Source organism: Luteitalea pratensis, from assembly GCF_001618865.1.
Classification (GTDB): Bacteria; Acidobacteriota; Vicinamibacteria; order Vicinamibacterales; family Vicinamibacteraceae; genus Luteitalea; species Luteitalea pratensis.
The window spans coordinates 790622-809878 of sequence record NZ_CP015136.1 but is presented as its reverse complement, the minus strand read 5'-3'; the positions used below and the strand labels follow the sequence as shown (position 1 = coordinate 809878).

The following is a 19257-nucleotide window of genomic DNA, read 5'->3' as shown; positions in this document are numbered from 1 at the left end:
GTGTCCATGTCGCCATCGCGGCCGTGCTTTCGCTCTGCCTGTCAGGGTGTAGCGGCAGCAACAGCGGCACCACGCCGACCTCGCCCACGCCAGGCACGTCGACGCCGGTTGCCTACACACCTCTCGGCGCGAGCGACGCCGCGGGTGGGGGCGCGAGTGTCCCCTGCCTGCCACTGGCCACCAGTTGCCGCGACAGCACCGGCTACGTGGGCCTCGTGCAACGCCGGCTCTCTGAGTCGCGAACCGTCTCGCTCCTCAACCTGGCCTTGCCTGGCGGCGTGCTGAGCCCGGACGTCGAGGCGCTCGGCGACGATCTCGGACGCAACATCCCCGGCAACTTTCTCGCCCACCTGGCACCGTTGGTACCCCCGGCGACGACGCTGGTCACCATCTTTGCGGGTGGCAACGACACCAACACGATCGCGTCGGCGATCGGCGCCGGCCGCGGTGGCACTGATCCGTCCGGCTACCTCACGCAGCAGGTGCAGGGGTTTGCGCGCGACTATGGACGCCTCATCGACGCCGTGCGCGCTCGCGCGCCGGGCGCGTTCATCGTGGTGATGAACACGCCGAATTTCGGCGCCCTTCCGTACATGGCCGGGCGGCCGGTTGAGGATCGGCGGATCGTGCAGGACGTCTCGGTGCGTCTCACGAGGGAAGCCATCAATCCACTTGCCAGTCGTGTGCCGGTCGTGGACCTGATGTGTGACGCGCGTTCCTATCAGCCCGGCATGTATTCGGCCGACGGCTTCCATCCCAACGACCAGGGACATGCCTACCTCTCGGAAGTCCTCCTGCAGGCGATCACCACCGGATCCGCGCCAGCCCCTGCCGGCAGTTGCGGATTCATGACGATCGCGGGATGAGCGGCACCTTCGTGATCCGTGCGGCGAGTGAGGCCGACGCCGCTGCCATCGCGGCGGTGTGCACACGCGCGTCACGCGTGGCGTACGCCGATCTCGTCACGGGTGATTACCTCGATCGCATGATTGCCCATTTCTATGGCACCGACCGGATGCGTCAGGAGATCGCGCCCTCGCCGGGCTGGTTCGGGTTCGTCGTCGCCGTGGATGGCGAGGAGGTCGTGGGTGTCGCGGGCACCGGGCAGAGCGCCCAGCACCCGGAGGCGTGCGAGTTGTTCGCGCTGTACGTCGATCCTGCCGCGCAACGCCGCGGCATCGGCCAGCGGTTGGTGGCGCAGGCCGTCGCCGCGTGCGAGACAGCAGGCGCGCACCGTCTCGATGTGGCCGTGTTGCCGGGCAACCTGCCGGCCATCCGCTTCTACGAGGCGTGCGGCTTCACGGTCGCCGGCGAGCGCGCGATTTACGCCCCGTTCGGGCCGCACGGCGGACCAGAGGTGGCGCTCATCTACACGCGCCACCTCTGATGGAATTTCAGGATTTCAGAATTGCAGAATTTCATTTCCACCGCCAACCGTCGAAGCGCCGAGGTCGTGGTGAACGTCTGCAATTCTGCAATTTTCAATTCTGCAATTTCTAATGCGCCGGGCCGAGCAGCACGGCGTTGATGAACAACAGTTCGGTCCCTTCCATGAAGGCGCGGAAGTTCGGGTCCTCGACAAACGCGATTACATGTCCGCGCCCGCGTGGCTGTTCGATGAGCGCCGGCTTGTTGCCCAGCTGCGTGCGGGCTTCCGGCCACATCAACCCGGCCGACACGGCACTCTCGCCGGTGGCATACGTCGCGACGTTGCGGCCCTTGTCGAGGGTGATGGGCGAGAAGACACGCGTGCCCTCTACCATGACGTGCAGTTCCCTGCCGCTTCCGGCAGAGAGCCAATGCTCGGGATCCACGTTGGCGCGCATCAGTGCGCCGGAGGTGGACACGGGCGGTTCTTCCTTGGGGAGGGTCGCCTTCTCGAGATCGATCGACTTCGGCTCGGCTGCCGCTGGCACCGTCGCCGCTGCCCCGCCGCCACCGCCGCCGCTCGGCCGGGCACTGCCGCCGCCCGCGCCGCTGCCGCCACCACTACCGGAACCACTGCCACCACCGCCACTGGCTTCCGGACGGCCGTCACGGAGTTCCGCCGTCGTGTCGAGCAGGTTGACGCCATCACGCGTCGCCCAGCGCGTGGCCTCCGCGATCGTGATCAGCGTGCCGCCGGCCGACACCCAGTCCTTCAGCCGCTGCACTGCCGCGCCTGACAATGCCGGCGAATAGTTGCCCGACGGCAACACGACGACGTCAAAGCGCGTCAGGTCGGCCTGCATGAACGCGCTGACCCGGACGGCGGTCACGCGCTGCCCGAACCGACGTTCGAGGACATACCGCGCCCAGCCGGCGCTCTGGGACGATGTCGGGGCGTCCCACGCAAGCAGCACCCGCGGCGCCTTGAGCGCCACGACCTCGTTGCTCCCCAGGGAGATGCCTGCCTCGGTGAACGCGGAGTCGATGGCGACGACGTCGGCGCGGTGTTCGGTGACCAGTCGCGACAACGTGGCCGCCGTGTCAGCGGGGTTCTCGGCCGAGCGGATGATCGCGGTGCCCGTTGGATAGGCACGGCCGACGACGGTGAAGCCCTCGCCGGCGAACCGGACGCGCAGCCCCGCCGCCTGCGCAGCCACCACCAGGCGGGCTGCCCCGAGCCCCCAAGGCACCAGGTAGCCTACCTTGGCCGCCGGCACCGTCGCGGGCGGCAACGCCGCCATTGCCTGCGTCCGCACCGGGTGGTCCAGCGCCAGGACCTCGACGTCGTAGGCCGAGGGCAGATGCCAGCCGGTCACGTCGTACATCTGGTCCGGCAGACGCTTCCGGCGACGGCGATCCTGCTCCTTCACGAAGGCATCGGGCTGCGCAATCGACGGATCGAGCAGGTTCTGCAAAAGGCGGCCGGCCGGTTGCGCGGCGGGCACGACGTAAGTGCCGACTGCGAGCGTCCGGGTGCCGACCGTGATCGACTCGGACGACTGCAGCACGTCGAAGCCCTGGTCGCGCAGCAGCTGCGCGAACCGGTGCGCGCGGGCGGGATCGGCGCCGACCGGCACCAGCCAGGCGCGCGTCCTGCCCTTCTCGCCGTCGCTGATGGCGCTGCGGCGATAGGCCACGAAGTCGCGCAGGAGCTGCTCGCGATTGGCCGCCGACGTCGCGAGGGTGGTGATCGCCGACGTGAAATGGCGCAGCACGCCGTCGCGATACGTGAGCAGGTCCTCGTCCGTGCGGCGCCAGGTCAGCCCGCGCGCCGAGGCCATCTCGTACGTCATGCCGATCGCACCGTGGAAGATCGGCCACGACTCGCCGTACCCCGGATAGAACGAGTCGTAGACCTCGCGGTTGAAGTAGGCGAAGCCGCGCTCGTCGAACTTCGCGGCGTTCGCCTTGCCGATCGTGTTGAACCAGCCGATCTGCTGCGGGGTGATGTGCGGATTGAGCGGGTCGGCCGGCGGCGCGAAGTAGTACGACGAATCGCCGCTCATTTCGTGCAAATCGACCACGACCTGCGGAAACCACTGCAGGAAGAATTTCGTGCGCCCGCGCGTTTCGGCCTGCGACTGCGCGAACCAGTCACGGTTCATGTCGAACAGGTAGTGATTGGCTCGCCCGCCGGGCCACGGCTCGTTGTGCTCGGCTGCGAACGGTTCGGCATCGGGGAGCGGCCCCATCGCCTGCGCGTTGGAGGCGACAAAGCGCGCGCGCCCGTCAGGATTTTCCAGCGGGTCGATCAACACGAGCGACTCTCGCAGGATCTGCGTGACCTGGGGATCGTCCTGGGCCGCGAGCAGGTGATAGGCCTCGAGCAGCGCGGCATCCACCGAGGAGATCTCGTTGCCGTGCACCGCATGCATCAGCCACACCGTGACCGGCAGGGACGCAACCAGCCGATCCTCCTCGCCAGACGCGAGCACGCGCGGATCGGCCAGGCGCTGCAGTCCCTTCTGCACGGCGTCCAGTTGCGCCATCCGCTCGGCCGAGGCGATGACGAGCACGACCAGCGGCCGCCCCTCCCAGGTACGGCCGTACTCGATCAATCGAGTGCGGGTCGGCGCCGCTTGCGCGAGCGCCTTCAGATAGGTCACGACCCCGTCAGGCAGCGTGATCGCCGTCCCTGGTGCGTGACCGAGCACCTGCTCGAGGGTCGGGACGGCATCGCTATAGCGGACACCTGGCGCGAACGGGGCCGGGGTCGCGGCCGGTGCCTGGGCGAGAGACGACGAGGCCGCCATGCTGGTGAGCATGACGGCCAGGGAAAACTCGAGAAGACGTGTGTTCACAGATAGCCCTGCAGGTGACGCTCGAGGAGCGCCTTGGTCGCCTTGACCCCGTCGGGCTCGCCGAGGGTGGTCCCTTCGTACTCGATGCCGATGAAGCCGCGATACCTCGAGGCGATGACGAGGTCGAGCATCTTCTTGTAGTCGGTATGCGTCTCGTTGCCCTGGGCGTCGAAGTCGTGGGTCTTGGCACTCACGCCCCTGGCATACGGCAGCAGTTCCGAGACGCCCTTGTAGCGGTCGTACTCGACGTCCTTGCTGATGCGGAAGTTACCGAAGTCGGGCAGCGTGCCGACGCCGGGCATGCCAACCATCTTCATCACGCCCGCCAGCCATTCGCCGTTGCTCGACAGGCCGCCGTGGTTCTCGACGATGACGCTGATGCCCTGCGAGGCGCCGTACTCACCGACCCGGCGCAAGCCGTCTGCCGCCAGCTTCTGCTGTTCCGCGTATTCACCCTGGCTGGCGGCGTTGACACGAATCGCATGACAGCCGAGGAACTTCGCGGCATCGATCCACGGCTTGTGGTTCTCCACGGCGGTGGTCCTTGCCGCATCATCGGGAGCGCCGAGCATGCCCTCGCCGTCGATCATGATCAGGACGTTCTTCAGTCCCAGGCCCTCGGCGCGCGACTTGAGGTCGGCCAGGTAGGCGGTGTCCTTCGCCTTGTCCTTGAAGAACTGGTTCACGTACTCGAGGCCTGTTGCCCCGTGCTCCTTCGCGAGGCGCGGGAAATCGATGTTCGTGATCTCCTTCTTGAACAGGGCCCGGTGCAGCGACCACTCGGCGAGCGAGATGGCGAATCGGCCCATTTCCGGCGCGCGGAAGGCAAACGACAGGTCGGCGGTGGCAACGGCAGCGGTCGCCACCGAGGTGGTCCGCAGGAATTGGCGGCGAGTAAGCATGATCGACTCCAGAAGTGGCGCTATTTCGCCACGGGGGTCCGTGGCCTGTCAAAGCTATACTGCGCGCCGGCACCGCACGTTTCCTCCCGGCGCCGCAAGGACCGGGTGAAAACGGACGTGTCGCCCGCGGCGGCCGCAAGGAGCGGGGATGATCGGGACACGACTCGGGCAACGTCGAGCGGAACCCCTGACAACGACCGGCGTCTGCCGTGGAGCCGTCACGGGCATTTGCCGATGAAACAGGTGTGAAGGTCGAGTGCTACGCGGGGACACGCCCCCGGGACGGCGGTGGCGCCAACGAAGACGCCTTTTGGATCTGGCGTCCCACGTCGACGGTCGCCGCACTGTGCGACGGCGCCGGCAATGCGCAGCACTGCGCCGCGCACGTGCTGCGGCTGTTCGCGCGCCAGGTCGAGGGCGGCACCCTGCAGATTGAGCGCTTCCCCGCCTGGAGCCAGTGGATCCGCACCACCGACGCGGCGATGGCCGGAGGGGTGCAGTCGACGTTTGTCGGCGTCGCCGTGGTCGAACAGCGGTTGCTTGGCGCCTACGCCGGTGACTCGCGTGCCTACCTCGTGAACGAGCACGGATGTCGGATGCTGACCGAGCAGCCGTCCCGGCGTCTCGGGAGCGGGGAGGCCGAGCCGTTGCCGATCCACGAACCACTCGAGCCTCACGACACGCTGCTGCTCATGAGCGACGGGGCGTGGACGCCCCTGCCGCTCACCATCGTCCACCGCACGGTCATGTCTGCCAGACTCGGCGACTTCACCGACCTGCCGGGGACGCTGCTCGATCTCTCCGCCAGGCACGGTCGCGCGGACGACATGACCGTTGTCGCCCTGCGCGTCCGTTGATCGACACGGAAGCACTCCCTTACCTGACCGGATCCTTCGGACGCACGGGTGTCTTGACGGGATTCTTCGCCAGGGCGTCGAGCGCTGCCGCGATCGCGCGTTCGAGTTGCGGATCCTTGCCGGCGATGACGTCGGCGGGTGTCTGCTCCACCTCGATGTCCGGCGCCACGCCCTCGTTCTCCACGACCCAGCCCTCGTCGGTGAAGATCGCGAGGTTGGGAGCGGTCACGTTACCGCCATCCATCAGCACCGGGTAGCCGAGGATCCCCACGAGGCCGCCCCACGTGCGCTTGCCGACAATGGGTCCGAGCTGGAACTTGCGGAACATCCAGGGCAGCAGGTCCCCACCCGAGCCGGCGGTCTCGTCGGTGATCATCACCTTCGGACCGAGAATCGCCGCGGCCGGCGTCCGGATCGGATCGCCATGCCGTGTCGCCCAGTAGCTGACGAGCGGACGGCGCAGGAGATCGATGTAGTAGTCGGCAACCTGGCCGCCGCCGTTGAAGCGCTCGTCGACGATGACCGCGTCGCGGCCGGTCTGCGGGTAGAAGTAGCGCTTGAAATACTCGTGGCCGAGCCCGGCGGTGTTGGGCACGTACACGTACGCGACGCGTCCCCTGGTGGCCTCGGTCACCTTGCGCAGGTTGCCCTCCACCCAGTCGCGATTGCGGAGTGCCGCCTCGCTCTCGATGGGCACCACCTTGACGGTGCGTGATCCGGCCCCGTCGGCGTTGGCGCCGACGGTCAGCTCCACGAGCTTGCCGGCGGTGTTCTCGAACGGCGCATGCAGGTTGGTCGTGGAAGCGCGGAGATCGACCCCGTCGACCGCCAGCAGGTACTCGCCGGCCTGCACGTCGACGCCGGGTTCGGTGAGCGGTGCGCGCAGGGTTGGCGTCCAGTTCAGGCCGCCGTACACCTTGCGAATGCGATAGCGATCGCTCACCACTTCATAGTCGGCCCCGAGCAGGCCACCGGGCACGATCCCGGGCTTGCGGCGCACGTCGCCGCCGCCGCCGTACGAGTGACCGACCGCGAGTTCGCTCGCCATCCACTGGATGACGCGTGCGAGGTCGGTGCGGTGCGCCAGGTGGGGCAGGAACTGCGCGTACTTCTTCTTCATCGCCGGCCAGTCGCGGCCGTGGTAATTGGCGGCATAGAAATAGTCGCGATTGATGCGCCAGGCCTCGTCGAAGATCTGCGGCCATTCGGCCTGCGGATCGACGCGCACCTGCAACGCGTCGACGTTCACCTTGCCCTCGGTGCCATCGGCCTTCTTCGACGTCACGACCACGTGGAAGGCCGTGCCATTCCGGTACAGCAACTTCTTCGCGTCGGCGGTGACGATGAAGGCGTCGGCAGCGGGCACCCACGTCTCGACCTTGCGGGTCTTGAGATCGAATTGCTGCAGCGAGGACTTGCCGTCGGCCGATCGCAGATAGAACAGCTTGCCGGTCTCACCGCTCTGCAGGCCGGAATAGTCGCCGGGCGGCACGGGCAGCGCCACGACCCGGGCGCCGAGCCCGTCGGTGTCGATCACCGTCGCGGCCGGAGTCGACGTCGCCGCGTCGCCGCCGGTCTCCTTTTCGCCCTTTTCGTCCTTTTCGCCCTTTTCGTTCTTTTCGCCCTTTCCTCCGCCCTCGGCCTTCTCTTCGTCGCTTTCCCTGGCCAGCGGCGAGACCTCGCCCTTCTTGAGCACCACCAGGTAGATGGCGCTCGTCGAGCGCATGTCGGCGTTGGCCTGGGAGAACCAGTCGCGCACGGGACCGGCGTCAGTGGAGCCGAACAGGTAGAGGTATTTGCCGTTGCGATCGAACACCGGCTCACTTACGTCACTGAGGCCATCGGTCACCGGGAACGACGCCTGCGTGTCGACCGACCAGACGCGTGCCGACTGGATCTGCGCGCGACTGGTCGTCGTGTAGGCGAGCCACTTGCTGTCGGGCGACCAGCTGCAGGTCGTGTCCGAGAACGCACCGGGACGATAGACGGGCTCGGTCACGACCTTGCTGATCGTGCCGGTCGCAACAGTGAGCACGTAGAGCGTGCGGCCGTTGTCGCGCAACGCGATGTGGCGGCTGTCGGGGGACCACACCGGCGCGTCGTAGAAGCCGCTGCCGGCCAGGCGCACGACAGACGGTTCGCCCTTGCCGTCCTGGGCGCGGATGTGCAGGGCGTACTCGCCTCCCGAATCGGAGAAGTAGGCGAGGCTCCTGCCGTCAGGCGACCACTTCGGTGCGCGTTCGTGCACGGCCGTCGTGGCGGTGATGTTGCGGGGATCACCCTTCTCGGCCGGCACGGTCAGGATCTCACCGCGGTACTCCATGGCGATGCGGGCGCCCGAGGGCGAGACCGACATCGCGCGAATCCATTCCGGTCCCTTCACGTAGCGTGGCCGCAGCTCGACGAGGTCGGCGCCGATGCCGATGGTGAACCGGCGTGCCTGCTTCGACGCGATGTCGAACAGGTGCAGGTAGCCGGCCTGCTCGTAGGCGATCCTGCCGGCGGCGACCGAGAGGCCAAGCACCGGGAAGTCGTCGTGCGAGGTCAGACGCGTCACCTGCTTCGAGGCCGGATCGAAGCGATGGAGGTTGAACTCGCCGTCACGATCGGAGCGGAAGTACAGCATGCCGCCGAGCCACTGCGGGTCGACGTCGTTGGCGCGCGTTGCCGGCTGGGCGATCTTCTCGGTGGCGTGCGTCTTCGGGTCGTACAGGATGATCGTGGCTGCCGAACCGCCGCGATAGCGCTTCCACTGCAGGTGCGCCGGATTGAGCGGGTTGTAGGCGATGCGCGTGCCGTCGGCGTTGTAGCTGCCACGCGACGCGTTCGGAATCGGCAGGGCGACCTCGACCCCGCCCTTCACCGGCACCGTGAACAACTGCGTGTAGCGCCCCGTGAACACCGCCCGGGGCGACGTGAACAGGACCTGCGTCCCATCCGGCGTGAAGCCCTGGACCACGTCGGCGCCCGGATGCCAGGTGAGGCGCCGCGGTACGCCACCGGCAACGGGCACCACGTACACGTCGACGTTGCCGTCGTATTCGGCACTGAACGCCAGTTGCGTGCCGTCGGGCGAGAAGGCCGGCGATCGCTCGATGCCTTCGTCGCTGGTGAGGCGACCGACGTTATGCCCATCGAGGTCGCAGACGTACAGATCGCCGGCGTAGATGAACGCGATCTGTCGGGCACTGAGGGCCGGCTGCGACAGCATCCGTGTATCGGTCGTATCGATCGCGGCGGCCGGCGATGCGGTCGCGACGATGGTGGCGAGGATCGCGACGGCGCCGAGCGCACGACGGACCACGAGTGTCAAAGAGTACAGACGCTGGGTCATGAGTATGGGTGGCGCCGGGCGTCAGGCGCGGCGCGACCCATTCTCGTACAGTCGCAGGTCTCACGTCTCAAGACACGACTGGAGACGTCTCAGTTCCCAGGGTCTCAGGTCTCAGGTCTCAGGTCTCAGGTCTCAGGTCTCAGGTCTCAGGTCCTTGCCTGAGACGTGAGACTTGAGCCGCGACGTTTGGCCGGGCTCGGAGAGCCGGCCCTACCTTCATCGGGACGGCCGGCCCTGCCTGAGGCCTGAGGGCTGAGGCACCAGGCATCAAGCATCAAGCATCAAGCATCAAGCTGCTACTGTTCCGACGTCGGCGACGCTTCCAGCGCCTGCAGGCTCGCGGCCAGCTGCATCAGCCGCACGAACTCCGCACGCCAGCCGCCCTTGTCTGCACCCAGGGCCGCCGCGGCCCTCGTGGTCGCCGACGCCAGCGAGGCGCGCGTGGCGAGCGGATCCTTGCGAAGCACCAGCGCCGCCTCGGCGACGGCTGCGGCAAATGCAGCGTCGGTGTCGGCCTGGACGACCTTCGCCGCGACGCGATGCGCCTGCAACGCACTCGCACCGCCATCCGGCTGCTTGTGGCGCACGCTGACCGTCGCCAACTCGTCGCCACCATCGCCCCTGGGCGCCGGCGTCTGCTGGTATCGCAAGGTCGTCGTGCCTGGCAGGTGCGCATCGCGCCCGGGCGGCACGATTTCGTAGAGCGCGGTCACCGTGTGCCCCGCGCCAATCTCGCCGGCATCCCGCGCATCGTCGGCGAAGTCCTCGGTCCGCAGGGCGCGGTTCTCGTAGCCGATGAGCCGATAGGCGGCCACATGGCGGGGGTTGAACTCGACTTGCAACTTCACGTCCTTGGCAATCGTCACGAGGGTGGCGCCGACCTGTTCGACGAGCGCGCGCCGTGCCTCCTGCAGCGAGTCGACATAGGCGTAGTTGCCGTTGCCGCGATCGGCCAGCATCTCCAGCGTGGTGTCCTTCAGGTTGCCGCGGCCGACGCCCAGGACGGAGAGGAACACGCCGCTCTCACGTTCCTTCTCGATGAGGCGCGCCAACTCGCCGATGCTGGTCACGCCGACGTTGAAGTCGCCGTCGGTGGCCAGCACCACGCGGTTGACGCCACCCGCGATGAAACCCTCGCGGGCAGCCTGATACGCCAGTTGAATCCCGCCCGCTCCATTGGTCGATCCGCCCGCCTCGAGTTGCTCAATCGCGCCGTGGATCCGCTCGCGCTGATTGCCAGGCGTCGAGGGGAGCACCGTTTCGGTACGCCCGGCATACACGACCAGGGCGATTCGATCGCGCGCCGTGAGCTGATCGGCGAGCATCTTCAGCGAGGTGCGCACCAGCGGCAGCTTGTCGCGTGACAGCATCGACCCCGACACGTCCACCAGGAAGACGAGGTTGCGCGCCGGCGCGTTGGTCGTGGGCACCTCGCGTCCACGCACACCAATCCGCAGGAGCTGGTGCTCCGCGTTCCACGGACAGGCGGTGAGCTGGGTGTTCACACGGAACGCGTCGTGCCCCTCCGGCGAGGCATAGGCGTAGGGGAAGTAGTTGATCCACTCCTCGACCCGGACTGCGTCGGCCGGCGGCAGTCCAGCCTCCACCAGGAACCGGCGCGCGTTGGTGTAGGACGCCGTGTCGACGTCGACGCTGAAGGTAGACAGTGGCGCATCGCCCACCCGGCGGAAGCCGGAAGGATCGACGCGCGCGTAGGCGTCCATCGACGTCGGCGGCGGTATCACACCCACGCCCCTTGAACGCATCTCCTGGGTGTACACCTTCCCGGTGGCGTACATGGGAGCGCTCGTTGCGGGCGCCGGACTCGCCTGCCGGGCCGCCATGGCCCCGGCCATGGACCGAGCCTGGACCATGTCACTGGCGTCGGGTCGGGCGTCGCGAAGCGTAAGCCGACCCATACCTGTGCCGACCTGGATTACCTGCGCGAACTCGATCGGGCCACGCCGCACGGTCATCGTGACGCTGCCAGCAGGCACGGCCTGCAGGCGGAAACGTCCCTCCTTGTCAGTCAGCGCCAGCGCGCGCCAGCCGCTGGCCTCGTGCCAGGCGTCGACGACGGCACCTGTCATCGGCGCCCCCGTGGCGTCCAGTACCTGGCCTTCGATCGTAGCGACAGCAGCCTGTTGCGCCGGTCGCTGCGTAGCGGCGGCCTGTCCCGGGCGATCACGTGGGGCCTGGTTGCCGGTCGCAGCCGGCTGGGTTATGCGCGGAGACACGCCGAGCGGCACGGCCGCGTAGCCCACCATCGCGCACACCGCGATGAGGGCCGCAGCCACGAGAGAACGATGCATGGAACCTCCAGTGAAGCCGTCTGGAGGTGTTAGACACTGGAGCCCGGCGATTGGTCGGAGTGTTACCGCTTGGACCTCGCGAACGTCAGCTACCGCGGTGGCAGCAGCCGCATGAGTTCGTCGGTCGTCCACTGGTTGCCACGCAGCACGCCGACGACTCGCCCCTCGCGATCGACGACGGCCGTACGCAGGCCGTGCGCAATCTCCTTGCCATCCGGTTCGTAGGTCAGCGCAAAGAAGGTGGCCCATTCGCCGACCTGCTCCGGTGTGCCGGTGAGGAGCGACCAGCGTTGGAACGGATCCGCCGCCTCGCCGGTGATGTGTGCGCGGCCGTACGCCTCGAGCACCCTGGGCGTGTCGTGTGCCGGGTCGATCGAGATCGCCACCATCTGCACGTCGTCGCGTCGTCCCGACTTGCGCAGGCGCGCCGCCACGTCATCGAGGCGACGCATCATCAAGGGACAGAAATCTGGCAGCGGACACCTGGTGTAGATGAACGTGACGATGATGTCGCGTCCAGCGAAGCTGCGGGCGGTGACCACGCGTCCGGCCTGATCCCGGAGTGGCGTCGGCGGCAACGGCGTGCCGGCGGCCGGACCGATGCCGGCGTCGGTGGCACTTGCGGCACTGCCGGTGGCGTCGGCGCCCGTGGCTGGCTTACTCAGCGAGATGCCCTGAATCCACGAACGCGCGCCGTCGACGACAAGCAGGGCGGACAGTCGATCGCCTGGCTGTGCGACCTGGATGGCCCACGTCTCCTTCACCGCGAAACTCATCGTCATGCCATCCATCAATCCGGGAATGGCCTCGTGCGCCACGGTGAGTTGGCGCGCGCCCTTGTCGACGCCCCGTACGACACCAGCGATCGGGTACTCCCTGGCCTGCGCGCTGGCTTCGTAGCTGGCTTCCGGCGCCGCTCCCGCGCAACCAATCGCCAGCAGCGAGAAAGCGACCACGGGAGAAATGAGAAACAACGTACCTGTCACGTCTGGTTCTCCGGCCGCATGCTAGTGTTGAGCTTGCATGGGCCATGACCTCGCACGAATGATTCCCGGGTGAGCGACTTCTACCAGGTCGGCGTCTTCACCACGATTCACAACCTTGGCACACCGGAGGCTTTGGAGCGCCTCGAGGCCGAGCTGGTCGTGCACGCGCGGACGAGGCCGACGGCCCTCCTCCTGCCCGCGCTCTATTCGGAGTTCGAGGGGCCGGCGATGCCCCGCATCATTGCCGAGTTGGCGCGCGTGCCGTACCTGACGCGAATCGTGGTCTCGCTCGACCATGCCGACCGGACGCAGTTCGATCAGGCACGCAGGGCATTCGACGGAATCGGGACGCCCGTCACCGTGGTCTGGCACGATGGTCCGCGCCTTCAGCAACTGTACAGTGAGGTTCAGGCGACCGGTCTGCCGATCGGGGATCAAGGCAAGGGCCGTTCGTGCTGGATGACCTACGGCGCCATCCTCGGCGAGAGCGACGTCGAGGTCGTCGCCCTGCACGACAGCGACATCGTCACCTACGACCGCTCGATGCTGGCGCGCCTCTGCTACCCGGTCACCAACCCGAACCTCGGGTACATGTTCGCCAAGGGCTTCTACCCGCGCGTCGGACGCAATCGGATGCACGGCCGCGTGACGCGACTGCTGATGACGCCGCTCATTCGCAGCCTGTCGAAGATTCTCGGGCCACAGCCCCTGCTGTCGTACATGGACAGCTTCCGCTACGTGCTGGCCGGCGAGTTCGCGATGGATGTGGATCTGGTGCGCACCGTCCGTATCCCCGGCGACTGGGGACTCGAGGTCGGCTTGCTCGGAGAGGTCTACCGCAACACGTCACTGCGTCGTATCTGCCAGGTCGGCGTGGCCGACCGATACGACCACAAGCACCAGGCCGTGTCCCTGAACGACCCGACGACGGGCCTGATGAAGATGACCGTCGACATCTGCAAGTCCCTGTTTCGGCAACTTGCCGCCGAGGGCGTCGTGATGTCGAGCGGCACGTTCCGGACATTGCAGGCCGCATACGTGCGCACGGCCGAGGACACACTGCTGCGCTTCCACCACGATGCCATGCTGAACGGCCTCGACTTCGACCGCCACGCCGAGGAGACTGCCGTGGAGGCCTTCGCGCGCGCCATCCAGATCGCCAGCAAGCAGTTCCTGGACGACCCGCTCGGTGCACCGCTGATCCCGAACTGGAACCGCGTGATCGCGGCGATGCCGAGGATCTTCGACGATCTGCGCGACGCGGTGCGGGCCGACAACGAGTAGGCCGCGCTACTGCGCCGTGAACACGAGCGCCTTCATCGGCAATCGCATCGGCGCGAAGCCGCCTTCGCGCGCGAGGCGGGCGGCGACAACATCGACGAGCCGTCGCGGGTCATCGACGCCCCGCTGCTGCAACTGGGTGAACAGCGGCGTCCCGCACAGCACTCCCATCGCCGCAGCGTGAGCCGACCGGCTCTCGGCCGTGCACTCGACGACTGCCGACTGCACATAGCTGAATCCCGCATGGTGCAGGAAGCCGGTGATGACCCCGGCATCGTGCAGGCCGAACGGAATGGACAGGAACTGCGGTGGTGCGTCGGGAAACGCCCGTGCCATTTCCTCGTGGGCGCTCCCTGCGACCGGGTTGTCCTCCAGTGAGCCCCAGGTGTTCATCAGGAACGCACCGCCCGGCGTCAGCACGCGCCGGATCTCCCGCAGGCCGGCGATCTTGTCGGAAAAGAGCATCACGCCGAACTGGCAGACGACGACGAATTGCGCATCGCCGAACGGCAGCGACAGTGCGTCGGCCTGGCGTATTTCGACGCGGGGGTCGTTCCCGATCGCAGCCGCCGCGACGTCCAGCATCCCTGGCTGCAGATCAGTGACCATCAGCGAGGCCGTCGGTGGAAGCGCCCGCAGCAAGGCCCGCGACACGATGCCCGTGCCGGCGGCGACTTCGAGGACGCGAGTGGCAGTCGACGGCATGCGGCTGACGATGTCTCGCGCGTAGGGCTCGAAGAACATCGGCCGGAGCTTGTCGTCGTACTGCGCCGGGATGGGGCCGGCATAGGCTGTAGCCTGATCGGTCATGGGGCACTCGTGCGGCGCGTCAACGGGGGCGGCGCCCGCCGGCGGCACGGTGATGCTCGCACGAAAGGCGTCAGCGTTGTGGCTCGGTGGCGACGAGCCAGTCGAGAACCGCCGCATTCCAGCCGAAAGGCCCGGTGGATGATGCGTGGCTCGCGAGCGGAAGCGCCGCAACGAGGTCGGGATGCAACGTTCCCGCGACTCCGGGCACGATCACGGGATCGTCGACGGCCTTGAGCAGGGAGATGTCGTTGGGCGCATCGCCAAGCCCCAGCAGGCGCACACCCGGTGGACAGCAAGCGCGCAGTACGTTCACGGCGACGCCCTTGTCGGTGTCGCCGGTCAGGTGGAAGAAACGGCCTCCGCGCGTGACCCTCGCACCGACGCGCCGTGCCGCGTCGTCGAGCGTCCGCAGCGGGACCTCGTCACCCTCGCACAGGAATGGCTCGGAAAACTGCCGTTTGCGCGCGAGCGCGGCGACGTCGAGGGTCAGGCCGGTGCGATGCGCGACCTCGGCGTCGGTCATGCGCGAAAAGCCTCTCGCCGAGGTACCGGTGGCGGCGGCGACGAGGTCGAGCCGTGGGCGAAGCCAAGCGACGTCGGCACCAAGGATCAGCAGGGCGCTTCGGTCGCCAAGGGCGGCCGTGCCCGGGGGCAGGCGTGGCCAGTCAGCCGGAAACCAGAGGGCGCCACCGTTCTCGACGATCAGCGGAGCTGGGACCAGATCGACCTGCACGACAAGCCGACGCATCTCCGCCAGCGTCTTGCTGCTGCACGGCACGATCGGCACGCCCGCAGCCCGGGCGGCGTCGAGCGCCGGACGCGCGGCATCGGCCAGGTACGTGTCGTGGTCGATCAGGCTGCCGTCGAGGTCGGTGACGATTAGTCTCAAGTCTCAAGTCTCAGGTCTGAGGTCTCAGGTCTGAGGTCTCAGGTCTCAGGTCTCAGGTCTCAGGTCTCAGGGTAGAAGGCTACCTGATGAGAGCGCGGCGCTGTAGGCTGTAGGACGTGTCTGCCTACCAGAACCTCATCGCCGGCCAGTGGGCGCCCTCCGCTACGGGCCGCACGTTCGAGAACCGCAACCCTGCCGACGTGGACGACCTCGTCGGGACGTTCCCCGAATCGTCGGCCGACGACGTCGCGGCTGCCGTCGTGGCGGCACGGGCCGCGCAGCCGGCGTGGGCCGCGATGCCTGCACCGAAGCGCGGCGACGTGCTGTACCGCGCCGCCAACCTGCTGGAAGCCCGCGCCGACGCCGTCGCCCGCGAGATGACCCGCGAGGAAGGCAAGACGCTGCCCGAGGCGAAGGGCGAAGTGGGCCGGGCCATCAACATTCTCCGCTACTACGGTGGTGAGGGCGCGCGGCTCTACGGACGCGTCATCCCCTCCGAACGCGACCGCGTCTTCATGCACACGCTGCGCACGCCGCTGGGCGTGATCGGCGCGATCACGCCGTGGAACTTCCCCATCGCCATTCCCGCGTGGAAATCCTGCCCGGCGTTGATCAGCGGCAACGCGGTGGTGCTCAAGCCATCCGAGCTCGCGCCTCTGTGCGCCACGCGCCTGGCCGAGATCCTCGTCGAGGCCGGCCTGCCTGCCGGCGTGCTCAACGTCGTGCACGGGAGCGGGGAGGCAGGCAGCGCACTCGTCGCGCACGAGCAGGTCCGCGCGATCTCGTTCACCGGGTCCGAGGCGACAGGCAGCAAGGTCGCCGACGTGTGTGGCAAGCGGCGCGCGCGGGTGCAGCTCGAGATGGGCGGCAAGAACCCGACGATCGTGCTCGCCGATGCCGACCTCGACGAGGCCGCCGGCATCGTCCTCAACGCGGCGTTCGGATCGACCGGACAGCGCTGCACCGCCACGTCACGCGCGATCGTCGAGCGCTCGGTGGCCGACGCCTTCAGCGAGAAGCTGGTCACCAAGGCGAAGGCCATGAAGGTGGGGCCGGGCCTCGAGGCGGGCATCGACGTCGGGCCGAGCATCAATGCCGCACATGCCGATCGGGTCGTCACCGAAGTCGCCGCGGCGGCCGGCGCGGGTGCGCAGGTACTCGCCGGTGGCACACGGCTCACCGACGGCGCGCTTGGCCGGGGTCACTTCGTCGCCCCCACCGTGCTCGGCGGCGTGACGCCGACGATGACCATCGCGCAGGAGGAGGTCTTCGGGCCGGTGGCCGCGGTCTTGTCTGCCGACGACTTCGAGCACGCCCTCGCCATCGCCAACGACGTGCGCTTCGGCCTCTCGGCGACCATCTGCACGCGGTCGCTGTCGCACGCGTTGCAGTTCGCGCAGCGCATCGAAGCCGGGCTGGTGATGGTGAACCTGCCGTCGGCAGGCGTCGAGTACCAGGTCGCGTTCGGTGGATCGAAGGCGAGTTCGCTCGGGCCGCGGGAACAGGGACCCGAGGCCATCGACTTCTACACGACGCTGAAGACGGTGTACATGAAGTACTGACGGGAACCGGGAACCGGGAACCGGGTACCGGGTACCGGGTACCGGGTACCGGGTACCGGGTACCGGGTACCGGGGTCGGGGCACCATCAACCGGGCGCCCGGCTTCGTCGGCCGGGTCAGCTCGACGCTTCCATCACTCAAGGACCCGACGAGGAGCACTCTGCTGACGCGCCTATCCACAGCCCTACCCAGCCGCCGGGCAATCATCGCCGCCCTTGCCTCGACCGCCGCGCTTCCGTGGCTTCACGGGTGCGCGGGCCCGAACAACGAGAGCGGGCCTGGCCCCGAGGACACCGCGGCGCGTGCGCTGCTCGATCAGTGCGCCGACCACTTGCTCGCCCTGTTCCCTGAAACCGCCACCTCGTTGGGGGTCGACACGGGAAGTCGCGCGGCGCTGCGTTCGCAGTTGACGGATCGTTCCGAGGCCGGCAAGCAACGGATCGCCGAGCGCGTGCGGGCCGACCTGGCGCTCGTGAGCGCGGTCGATATCAGCCGGCTGCCCTTCGCCATGCGCACCAGCTTCCAGGTCGTGCGCAGTGCGTACGCGACGGCGCTGGAAGGCCTGACGCTTCCCTATGGCGACATCACGGTCGGCAGCTGGCGCAACACGCCGTACGTGGTGATCCAGAACGTCGGCGCGTATCTCGACATCCCCCGCTTCCTCGACAGCGATCACCTGATCGCCGGCCGCGAAGACGCCGAGTCGTACCTCGCGCGATTGCAGTCGTTTGCCACGCAGCTCGACGGCGAACTCGGTCGCATCAGGGCAGCGCATGCAGCGGGACTGGTGCCCCCTGCCTTCCTGCTCGACAAGGCGCTGGAGCAGCTGACGCTGTCTGTACAGAACGCGCGGAAGGGCGGTTCGGTCGTCGAATCCATCGCGCGCCGGACGAAGGCGATTCCGGGCAACTGGGCCGAACGTGCGTCGGTCATCGCGCAGCAGGAGATCGCCCCGGCGCTGGAACGGCAGCTGGCCGAATTACAGACGCAGCGGAAGGCGGCGACGGCGGCGCCTGGTATCTCGACCCGTCCACAGGGCGACGCGTTTTACCGCTGGGCACTCAAGGCGTCCACCACGACGACGATGACGCCAGACGAGGTGCACGAACTCGGCCTGAACGAGTTGCGCAGCCTCCACGTGCAAATGGACTCGATCCTGCGCGAGATCGGCTACACCTCGGGCAGCGTCGGCACCCGCATGCGGGCGCTGGCAGAGGATCCGAAGTACGCGTTTGCCGAAGGTGACCCCGGGCGAGCCGAGATCATGGCCTTCATCGACGAAAGGCTGGCCTGGATCAAGGCGCAGATGCCGCGCGCGTTCAACACGGTCGTCAACCCGAACATGGAAGTGAAGCGCCTGCCGCCGGAGGAGGAGCCCGGCGCACCTGGCGCCTATGGAGGCGCCGGCTCGATCGACGGCAAGATCCCCGGCCGGTTCTGGATCAACCTCAGGACCACTGAGCTGCACAGCAAGTACAGCCTGGCCGATCTCACGTTTCACGAGGCGATTCCCGGGCACATCTGGCAGGGCGAGTACACGCACGCGCAGCCGCTCATCCGCCAGCTGTTGTCATTCAACGCGTTCTCGGAAGGGTGGGGTCTCTACGCCGAACAACTCGCCGACGAACTCGGGGCGTACGACAACGACCGCGTCGGACGGCTCGGCTACCTGCAGTCACTGGCGTTTCGCGCGTGCCGCCTCGTCGTCGACACCGGCCTGCACGCCAAGGGGTGGACACGCGAGCGCGGCGTGCAGTTCTTCGTCGACGAGAACGGCTCGAATCCGCTGGAAGTGGCGAGCGAAGTCGACCGGTACTGTTCGTGGCCCGGGCAGGCGTGCGGCTACAAGGTCGGGCACACCGAGATCAACCGGCTTCGACGACAGGCCCAGGCATCCCTGGCCTCGCGGTACGACCTCAAGGCGTTCGACGATACCGTCGTGCGAGGCGGCAACGTGCCGCTGGACGTGCTCGGTCGCAACGTGGATGAGTACGTTCGTACGGGTGCCTGACCGCTCGCGAGCCAGCGGGAGCGGAGCCTTCCCTGGTCTGACGGTGACCGTCGACCTGACTTGTCCGCCGGAGCCTTGGCGAAG

At 67.8% G+C, this 19257-nt stretch carries 13 protein-coding genes; 6 read left to right on the top strand and 7 right to left on the bottom strand.

Annotation, left to right across the window (positions count from 1 at the left end):
* Positions 1-23 precede the first annotated feature (23 nt).
* Together LuPra_RS03490 and LuPra_RS03485 are read left to right on the top strand one after the other, a co-directional pair.
* The gene (locus LuPra_RS03490; protein ID WP_157898684.1) at positions 24-866 is read left to right on the top strand and encodes an SGNH/GDSL hydrolase family protein; all 843 of its coding nucleotides are present in this window, start codon (positions 24-26) and stop codon (positions 864-866) included.
* Positions 863-1387 carry a GNAT family N-acetyltransferase gene (locus LuPra_RS03485; protein ID WP_110169468.1) on the top strand — a complete coding sequence of 175 codons (525 nt, stop codon included), beginning with the start codon at positions 863-865 and terminating at the stop codon, positions 1385-1387. Before LuPra_RS03490 ends, LuPra_RS03485 begins: the two co-directional genes overlap by 4 nt.
* A 109-nt stretch (positions 1388-1496) precedes the next feature.
* Here LuPra_RS03485 and LuPra_RS32785 read toward each other — a convergent pair whose 3' ends face one another.
* Together LuPra_RS32785 and LuPra_RS03475 are read right to left on the bottom strand one after the other, a co-directional pair.
* Entirely contained in the window at positions 1497-4229 is a 2733-nt protein-coding gene (locus LuPra_RS32785) for a M14 family metallopeptidase (protein WP_110169467.1), read from the bottom strand.
* On the bottom strand, positions 4226-5131 hold the full coding sequence (locus LuPra_RS03475; protein WP_110169466.1) for a sugar phosphate isomerase/epimerase family protein: 906 nt from the start codon (positions 5129-5131) through the stop codon (positions 4226-4228). The genes LuPra_RS32785 and LuPra_RS03475 overlap by 4 nt, the downstream gene beginning before the upstream one ends.
* Positions 5132-5376: 245 nt before the next feature.
* On the opposite strand from LuPra_RS03475, the gene LuPra_RS03470 reads away from it, so the two are divergent.
* Positions 5377-5988 carry a PP2C family serine/threonine-protein phosphatase gene (locus LuPra_RS03470; protein WP_110169465.1) on the top strand — a complete coding sequence of 204 codons (612 nt, stop codon included), beginning with the start codon at positions 5377-5379 and terminating at the stop codon, positions 5986-5988.
* A gap of 19 nt (positions 5989-6007) precedes the next feature.
* On the opposite strand, the gene LuPra_RS03465 is transcribed toward LuPra_RS03470, so the two are convergent.
* The 3 genes from LuPra_RS03465 to LuPra_RS03455 form a co-directional block, all read right to left on the bottom strand.
* Positions 6008-9322 carry a S41 family peptidase gene (locus LuPra_RS03465; RefSeq protein WP_110169464.1) on the bottom strand — a complete coding sequence of 1105 codons (3315 nt, stop codon included), beginning with the start codon at positions 9320-9322 and terminating at the stop codon, positions 6008-6010.
* Positions 9323-9618: 296 nt separating this feature from the next.
* Entirely contained in the window at positions 9619-11634 is a 2016-nt protein-coding gene (locus LuPra_RS03460; protein WP_162271286.1) for a YfbK domain-containing protein, read from the bottom strand.
* A gap of 89 nt (positions 11635-11723) precedes the next feature.
* Entirely contained in the window at positions 11724-12590 is an 867-nt protein-coding gene (locus LuPra_RS03455; protein WP_162271285.1) for an SCO family protein, read from the bottom strand.
* A 99-nt stretch (positions 12591-12689) separates the two neighbouring features.
* On the opposite strand from LuPra_RS03455, the gene LuPra_RS03450 reads away from it, so the two are divergent.
* Positions 12690-13904: a glycosyltransferase family protein gene (locus LuPra_RS03450; protein WP_110169462.1), complete on the top strand. Its 1215-nt coding sequence runs from the start codon at positions 12690-12692 to the stop codon at positions 13902-13904.
* Between the two features lie 6 nt (positions 13905-13910).
* On the opposite strand, the gene LuPra_RS03445 is transcribed toward LuPra_RS03450, so the two are convergent.
* Both LuPra_RS03445 and LuPra_RS03440 read right to left on the bottom strand, forming a co-directional pair.
* Positions 13911-14711 carry a class I SAM-dependent methyltransferase gene (locus LuPra_RS03445; protein ID WP_157898682.1) on the bottom strand — a complete coding sequence of 267 codons (801 nt, stop codon included), beginning with the start codon at positions 14709-14711 and terminating at the stop codon, positions 13911-13913.
* Between the two features lie 70 nt (positions 14712-14781).
* Positions 14782-15600 (bottom strand): HAD-IIB family hydrolase, encoded by an 819-nt coding sequence (locus LuPra_RS03440; RefSeq protein ID WP_110169460.1) that lies wholly within the window; start codon positions 15598-15600, stop codon positions 14782-14784.
* Between the two features lie 116 nt (positions 15601-15716).
* Between LuPra_RS03440 and LuPra_RS03435 the strand changes: the two genes are divergently transcribed.
* Together LuPra_RS03435 and LuPra_RS03430 are read left to right on the top strand one after the other, a co-directional pair.
* On the top strand, positions 15717-17162 hold the full coding sequence (locus LuPra_RS03435) for an aldehyde dehydrogenase family protein (RefSeq protein ID WP_110169459.1): 1446 nt from the start codon (positions 15717-15719) through the stop codon (positions 17160-17162).
* 163 nt (positions 17163-17325) lie between these two features.
* Positions 17326-19173 (top strand): DUF885 domain-containing protein, encoded by a 1848-nt coding sequence (locus LuPra_RS03430; protein WP_110169458.1) that lies wholly within the window; start codon positions 17326-17328, stop codon positions 19171-19173.
* Positions 19174-19257 lie beyond the last annotated feature (84 nt).

Excerpts from the sequence above, each read along its gene's own strand:
- LuPra_RS03485 (WP_110169468.1), top strand. The coding sequence starts at position 863 with ATGAGCGGCACCTTCGTGATCCGTGCGGCGAGTGAGGCCGACGCCGCT.
- LuPra_RS03475 (WP_110169466.1), bottom strand. The coding sequence starts at position 5,131 with ATGCTTACTCGCCGCCAATTCCTGCGGACCACCTCGGTGGCGACCGCT.
- LuPra_RS03465 (WP_110169464.1), bottom strand. The coding sequence starts at position 9,322 with ATGACCCAGCGTCTGTACTCTTTGACACTCGTGGTCCGTCGTGCGCTC.
- LuPra_RS03460 (WP_162271286.1), bottom strand. The coding sequence starts at position 11,634 with ATGCATCGTTCTCTCGTGGCTGCGGCCCTCATCGCGGTGTGCGCGATG.
- LuPra_RS03445 (WP_157898682.1), bottom strand. The coding sequence starts at position 14,711 with ATGACCGATCAGGCTACAGCCTATGCCGGCCCCATCCCGGCGCAGTAC.